The sequence below is a fragment of the Amycolatopsis kentuckyensis genome, assembly GCF_002155975.1.
In the GTDB taxonomy this organism is placed as follows: Bacteria; Actinomycetota; Actinomycetes; order Mycobacteriales; family Pseudonocardiaceae; genus Amycolatopsis; species Amycolatopsis kentuckyensis.
Genome location: NZ_MUMI01000701.1, coordinates 1 through 5772, shown reverse-complemented (window position 1 = coordinate 5772; position 5772 = coordinate 1). Strand labels below are relative to the sequence as shown.

Here is a 5772-nt window from a genome sequence, read left to right as displayed (position 1 = left end):
GCAACCCCGATCCGAAGCCGAAACACGGGCGGCGGGACCTTGTCAAGGCACGCTTTCCCGCCTTGACGAGGTCCCGCCGCCCGTAGTCACAATGACGGCTTCGGGGTGGCGGAACTGCCAGTGACACAAGAGGTACTAGTACCTTCGCGGCTTCCCCCCACCCGAAACCACCACCAGGGTGGCGGCCATGATCTTGAAATCCCGACGCGCCCGAAACCGGACCATCGCCCTGGCGACCGTGCTCGCCGTCCTGCTGACCGCCGCGATAACCCTGTTCGAAGTCTCGAAGTCGCGGACCTTCCAGTTCTTCGGCACCCTCGTGGACCGCGTCGACACCACCGACAAGGTCGTCGCCCTCACCTTCGACGACGGGCCCGATCCCGCCGGGACGAAGACGATCCTCGACACCCTGAAAAGCCGTCAGGTGCCGGCGACCTTCTTCCTCATCGGCCGGGACATCGCCGCGCACCCGGACCTCGCCCACGACATCGCCGCCGCCGGGCACGAAATCGGCAACCACAGCTTCAGCCACGACCGGATGATCGGCGTGACGCCGTCGTGGGTCGCCGACGAGGTCGAAGCCACCGACGCCCTCATCCGCACCACCGGCTACACCGGCGAGATCCTCTTCCGGCCGCCGAACGGCAAGAAGCTCTTCGCTCTCCCGCGCTACCTGGCCGAGCACGACCGCACGACGATCACCTGGGACGTCGCGCCGGATTCCGAAGGCACCCCCGACGCGGCCACCGTCGAACGGGCCGTCGTCGACCAGGTCCGGCCGGGCTCGATCGTGCTGCTGCACGCCATGTACGCCTCGCGCGAGCAGACGCGCCTGGCGATCGGGCCGATCCTCGACCGGCTTCAGCAGCGCGGCTTCCGGTTCGTGACCGTGTCACAGCTGCTCGGCTGAGCCCATCGCCAGCCGGGTGAAGGCCGCGAGCGCCCGGTCGATGGGGTGCGGCTGCGGCCGGCCCGCGTCGTCGAGCCGGTTCCAGCGCTGGCGGTTCACGGCGACCGCCAGCTGCCGCCGTCCGTCCGCGCGGATCGCCGCCAGCGTCCCGCCGCCCCAGACCGTGCCGCCGTGCCCCCAGAAACCCGTGGATTCCACCGGGTGCAGGCCGAGGCCGTAGTCGATCGGCTTGCCCTCCTGGGAAATGATCCGGACCGTGCGCCGCATCTCGCCCAGCGAAGCCGGTGAGACGATCTCGCCCGCCAGCAACAGCCCGAAGAACCGGTTGAGGTCCGCGACCGTCGAGATCAGCGACGCCGACGGCCCCACCCAGGACATGTCGAATTCGCTGTAGTCGCGGGGCGGGTCGATCATGCCGAACCACGACTCGTAGAGCTTCGAGTGCGGTCCCTCGACCTGCGTTCCGGCGGGGAACCCGGTGTCCCGGAGTTCCGCGCGGCCGATGACGTCGCGGGTGATGCACTCCTCCGCGCTGCCGCCGGTGACGTGCTCCAGGAGCCGGCCGAGCAGCAGGTAGTTCGTGTTCGAGTACACGCCGGGCGTACCGCCGGGGGTGCCGACCGGCGGAGCGCCGACGCCCAGCTCGATCAGCTCGACGGGGTCGAACCGGGTGAACCGGTGGTCGTCGAAGCTGTCCGGCCGGGTGTTCGCCAGGTCCGGGAACGCCTTGAGACTCGGGTAGGCGTACGGCAGGTACTCGGCGAGCCCGCTGGTGTGGTCGAGCAGCATCCGGACCGTGATCGCCCGCCCGCGATCGCCCGGCACGAGCCGCGGCAGGTAGTGGCCGACCGGGGTGTCGAGCCCGATCCGGCCGGCCTCGACCTGGCGCAGCACCGCCGCGGCGGTGAACGTCTTCGTGACGCTGCCGACGCGGTGCCGCATGCTCGCCGCGACCGGGCGGCCGGTGCCGGTGTCGGCGACCCCGGCGGCGCCGCGCCAGGTCCGGTCACCGGCCCGCACCTCGGCGAACACGCCCGGCACGCCGGCGCGGTGGACCGCGTCGAGTGCGGCGTCCAGCTGCACGAAATCCATGGGGACTCCTCTCGGAAACGGAAGTGTCCTCATTATGCACGCACTGCGTGCAACAGCAAGTGCATAAGCTATGCTGACGGTCGGCGAAGGGACGAGATGGCGAACCGAAGGCGTTGGACGACCGAAGAAATCCTGGACACGGCGGCGGAGCTGCTGCGCCGCGGCGACGCGGAGTCGTTCAGCGTGCGCAAGCTCGCCGCGGAGCTGGGGACCGACTCCTCGAGCCTCTACCGGCACTTCCGCACCAAGACCGAGCTGCTGCGCGCGCTCGCCGACCGGATCCTGCTGGGCGCCATGGCCGGGTACCGCCCCGAGGGTGACTGGAAGCAGCGCCTGACCGCGCTGGCCCTGCGGCTGCGGGAGGCGTTCGGCGAGCAGCCGCAGATCGCCGTGGTCTGGGGCCGCTACGCCTCCAGCGGCGCGGGATCCCGGCTGGTGATGGAAGAGGTGCTGCAGGCCCTGCGCGCGTCAGGCCTGCCGGACGAGCGGATTCCGGTGCGCTACCACCGGATCGCGATCCTGTTCGCCGCGCTGATCGCGTCCGAGGCCGGCGTCAGCACCGTCACCCCGGAGGACCACGAGCAAGGCATGGAGCTGTTCCGCGTCGCGGTGCTGGGCGCCGATCCCGACCGCTTCCCCGCGTTGGCCCACTTCGCCCGCGAAGTCCGTCCCCTCGGGGACGACCGCCGTGCGGCGTTCGAGGAGATCATCGCCGCCCAGCTCGCCGACATCGAGGCCGCGATCCCCTGACCGCGGTCAGTGCGCGACCCGGGCGGACGGCAGTTCCAGGGTCGCCACCCACTCGCCGTCCCGCGGCCCGTGCGTCACCGCTCCCCCGGCCGCCGCGGCCTGCTCCGCGAGCCCGGCCAGCCCGTAGCCGCCGCCTGCGTGCGACGTTCCCTTCAGCGTGTTCCGCGCGGTGATCACGACCCGCTCACCGGCTTCGACGTCGAGCCGGAGCCGGACGCCGGGACCGTTGTGGCGCAACGCGTTCACTGCGGCTTCGGCGATGAACCGCTCGGCCAGTTCCCGCATCGGACGCGCCAGCGCGGGCAGCACCGGGTCGCGGTCGAGGACCAGCCCCGCGGTGCGGAGCCGGGCCAGCACCTCGGCGAGGTCGGGGGCACGGTCGGCGTCTTCGCGCAGGTCGTCCAGCGTGCGGCGGACGAGCGTGAGCGCGCCTCGGCCGGCGGCCAGGAGGGTGTCCAGGCGCTCTCGGTCGGCGTCGGTCAGGTCGCCGACCGCGCGCAGCGTCTCGGCCTGCACGAGCATGACGGCCGTGGTCTGGGCGAGCGTGTCGTGCAGCCGCCGGGCCGCGCGCTCGGCCCGGTCGGCGAGCGCGCGCCGGCGTTCGGCACCCAGGAGCCAGGCCACCGCGGCGATCGTGACGACGAGGAGAGTGCCGTCGACCGGGCCCTTCGCCGGGTACACCGCCGCGCCGGTGGCGAGCGCCGCCGCGGCCGCGAGCCACCGCTGCGGCGTGCTGTAGAGGGCGAGCAGCACCGGCACGTACATCGTGTTGCGGGGGTGGTCGAGCAGCAGGTGCCCGGCCGTCGCGAGGGTCACCACGACGAGCACGAGGGCCGGCGCGCGCCGGGCCCACAGCAGCGGGACGAGCTGCGCCGCGCTGAGCCCGGCCGCGAGCCACCCCTGCTGCGGCGTCCACGCGCCGCTGGCGAAGAACACCGCGGCGACCGCCGCCGTCGTGGCGAGAGACTGGCGCATGGGCCGACAGTAGAGTGCGGGCATGATCCGGGTGCAGGTCGTCGACGACCACGCGCTGGTGCGCGAGGGCATCGCGCTGATCCTGGGCGCGCAGCCGGACCTCGAGGTGGTCGCGCAGTACGCGAGCGGCCCGGAGCTGCTGAAGTCGTCCGTCGAGGCCGACGTCGTGCTGCTGGACCTGTACCTCCCGGGGCTGGACGGCCTCGACGTCCTGCGCCGCCTCGGGCCCGGCGCCCCGCGGGTGCTGATGCTGACCACGGTCGGCCGCCCGCGCGAGATCCGCGAAGCGCTCGGCGCGGGCGCGGCCGGCTTCGTGCTGAAGGATGCTTCGGGCGGCGAGCTCGCGGCCGCCGTCCGAGCCGCTCACCAGGGTGTGACGGCACTGAGCCCGGCCGTGGCGTCCGCACTGAGCGCCGGCGGGACGTTGACCCCACGCGAGCGGGACGTGCTGGAACTGCTGGGCGATGGACTGTCCAACAAGGACATCGCGGCCCGGCTGCGGCTGGCCGAGCGGACGGTGAAGGTGCACGTCGGCAACGTCCTGGCCAAGCTCGGCGTGACCAGCCGCACCCAGGCGGCCCTGCTGGCCAGGGACCGCTGAATGGATTGGCTTCCGTCCTGGTGCACCGGCCACCTGGGCGCGGCGCCGGCCGGCGTGCTGTTCGAACGGCGGTCCCTGTCGGCCGTGGTCGGCCTGCGGCTGGCCGACGGACGGGAAGTCGTGGTCAAGGCACGGGAGAACGAGGGCAGGGCCGCCGCCTGTGTCGAGGCACAGGCCCGGCTGGCGCGGCGGGGGTTCCCCTGCCCGCGGCCGCTCACCCCCGTGACCACCGTCGGCACGCTGGCCGTCCACGCCGAGGAATTCCTGCCGGGCGGGGAGATGCTGCGCGGCGACACCCCGGACGTCGCCGTGCGCTACGCGGCGGTCTTCGCCCGGCTGATGTCCGAGCTGGCCGAGGTCGATGTCGAGCCGCCGCTGCCGAACCCGCGCTGGGCACGATGGGACCACCCGGATCCCGGGCTGTGGCCGTCGATCGGCTTCCTCGACGAACGGGACCAGAGCAGGGTGCCCGCGGAGGTGACCGAGACGGCCGTCCGGGCGCGCAAGCGTTTGCTGACTGCGGATCTGCCGTGCGTCCTCGGCCACGCGGACTTCGAAGCCCAGAACCTCCGCTGGCGAGCCGGGACGATCTTGGCGGTGGACGACTGGGACAGCCTGGCGTGGCAACCGGAGGCGGCGCTGGCGGGAGCGGCGTCCGGGACGTTCGCCAGCGCGACGCCACCGACCCTGGCGCCGGTCGGGAGCTCGGCCGCGTTCCTGGCGGCTTACCAGGAGTTCCGGGGGCGCCGGTTCGCCCCCGAGGAGCAGGAGATCGCCTGGGCGGCGAGCCTGTGGCCGGCGCTGCACAACGCCCGCTGGGAGGCGTTGCACGGCGACCGCCCGGTGTGCGGTGACGCGGTCCGCGCCCAGGCGGCCGAACGCCTCCGCCGGGCGGGTGCTTGATCGGCTAACCTCGGCACAAGGGGGATCGCCGATGAGCTACCACGTCATCCGGGACGGCTCGGCTGTTCCGGCCGCGGTGATCGAACACGACGGTGAGTCGGCGAAAGCGTTCACGCACGACCTCGAGTGGGTGCCGTTCGAGCTGCCGCGCCGGACCGTCGAGGAATGCAGCTTCGAAGACTTCAAGCAGTACGTGTACGTGATCGCCCGGCACGTCCGGGCGGAACGCCAGCGCACGCGGTGGCGAGGCGAGTACGAGTACTTCGTGCACCTCGAAGCCGCGGTCCACGCCGACACCCTGGGCCGGCCCGAGGCCCTGGTGCGCCGCCGCGAGGGCGTCCGGGAACTGCTCGGCGCCGACGGGACCTGGCGGGTGACGGGCGAAGATCCCGAGGGGACGGTCTCCGTCCCGATCAGTAAGGCGGAGCACGACCGGCTTCGCTGGGAGGTCGCGCGGCCGCGGTGGTTCGTGGCCCGGGACCGGCTGCCCCACCCCGTTGCGGTGGTGCGGCGCATCCCGGCCGCGGCCGAGGCCTACACG

At 72.8% G+C, this 5772-nt stretch carries 7 protein-coding genes; 5 read left to right on the top strand and 2 right to left on the bottom strand.

Annotated features, from left to right (window positions below; all coding sequences use genetic code 11):
* Window positions 1-187 precede the first annotated feature (187 nt).
* A complete protein-coding gene (locus tag CCN39_RS45960; protein ID WP_167455378.1) occupies window positions 188-910 on the top strand; it encodes a polysaccharide deacetylase family protein in 723 nt (240 codons plus the stop codon).
* Here the strand turns inward: CCN39_RS45960 and CCN39_RS45955 are convergent.
* Window positions 893-2002 (bottom strand): serine hydrolase domain-containing protein, encoded by a 1110-nt coding sequence (locus CCN39_RS45955; RefSeq protein ID WP_086853270.1) that lies wholly within the window; start codon window positions 2000-2002, stop codon window positions 893-895. The two genes, CCN39_RS45960 and CCN39_RS45955, sit on opposite strands and share 18 nt — an antisense overlap.
* A 96-nt stretch (window positions 2003-2098) precedes the next feature.
* Between CCN39_RS45955 and CCN39_RS45950 the strand changes: the two genes are divergently transcribed.
* On the top strand, window positions 2099-2752 hold the full coding sequence (locus tag CCN39_RS45950) for a TetR/AcrR family transcriptional regulator (RefSeq protein WP_086853268.1): 654 nt from the start codon (window positions 2099-2101) through the stop codon (window positions 2750-2752).
* A 6-nt stretch (window positions 2753-2758) separates the two neighbouring features.
* Here CCN39_RS45950 and CCN39_RS45945 read toward each other — a convergent pair whose 3' ends face one another.
* Window positions 2759-3727, bottom strand: a complete 969-nt coding sequence (locus CCN39_RS45945; RefSeq protein WP_086853266.1) for a histidine kinase — start codon at window positions 3725-3727, stop codon at window positions 2759-2761.
* Window positions 3728-3749: 22 nt separating this feature from the next.
* Between CCN39_RS45945 and CCN39_RS45940 the strand changes: the two genes are divergently transcribed.
* The 3 genes from CCN39_RS45940 to CCN39_RS45930 form a co-directional block, all read left to right on the top strand.
* Window positions 3750-4328, top strand: a complete 579-nt coding sequence (locus CCN39_RS45940; protein ID WP_086853264.1) for a LuxR C-terminal-related transcriptional regulator — start codon at window positions 3750-3752, stop codon at window positions 4326-4328.
* Window positions 4329-5231 (top strand): aminoglycoside phosphotransferase/kinase family protein, encoded by a 903-nt coding sequence (locus tag CCN39_RS45935; RefSeq protein WP_086853263.1) that lies wholly within the window; start codon window positions 4329-4331, stop codon window positions 5229-5231. It abuts the gene before it with no gap.
* Window positions 5232-5262: 31 nt separating this feature from the next.
* Window positions 5263-5772, top strand: a 510-nt coding sequence (locus CCN39_RS45930; protein ID WP_143264426.1) for a hypothetical protein, incomplete at its 3' end; no start/stop codon positions are given.

Excerpts from the sequence above, each read along its gene's own strand:
- CCN39_RS45960 (WP_167455378.1), top strand. The coding sequence starts at position 188 with ATGATCTTGAAATCCCGACGCGCCCGAAACCGGACCATCGCCCTGGCG.
- CCN39_RS45955 (WP_086853270.1), bottom strand. The coding sequence starts at position 2,002 with ATGGATTTCGTGCAGCTGGACGCCGCACTCGACGCGGTCCACCGCGCC.
- CCN39_RS45950 (WP_086853268.1), top strand. The coding sequence starts at position 2,099 with ATGGCGAACCGAAGGCGTTGGACGACCGAAGAAATCCTGGACACGGCG.
- CCN39_RS45945 (WP_086853266.1), bottom strand. The coding sequence starts at position 3,727 with ATGCGCCAGTCTCTCGCCACGACGGCGGCGGTCGCCGCGGTGTTCTTC.
- CCN39_RS45940 (WP_086853264.1), top strand. The coding sequence starts at position 3,750 with ATGATCCGGGTGCAGGTCGTCGACGACCACGCGCTGGTGCGCGAGGGC.
- CCN39_RS45935 (WP_086853263.1), top strand. The coding sequence starts at position 4,329 with ATGGATTGGCTTCCGTCCTGGTGCACCGGCCACCTGGGCGCGGCGCCG.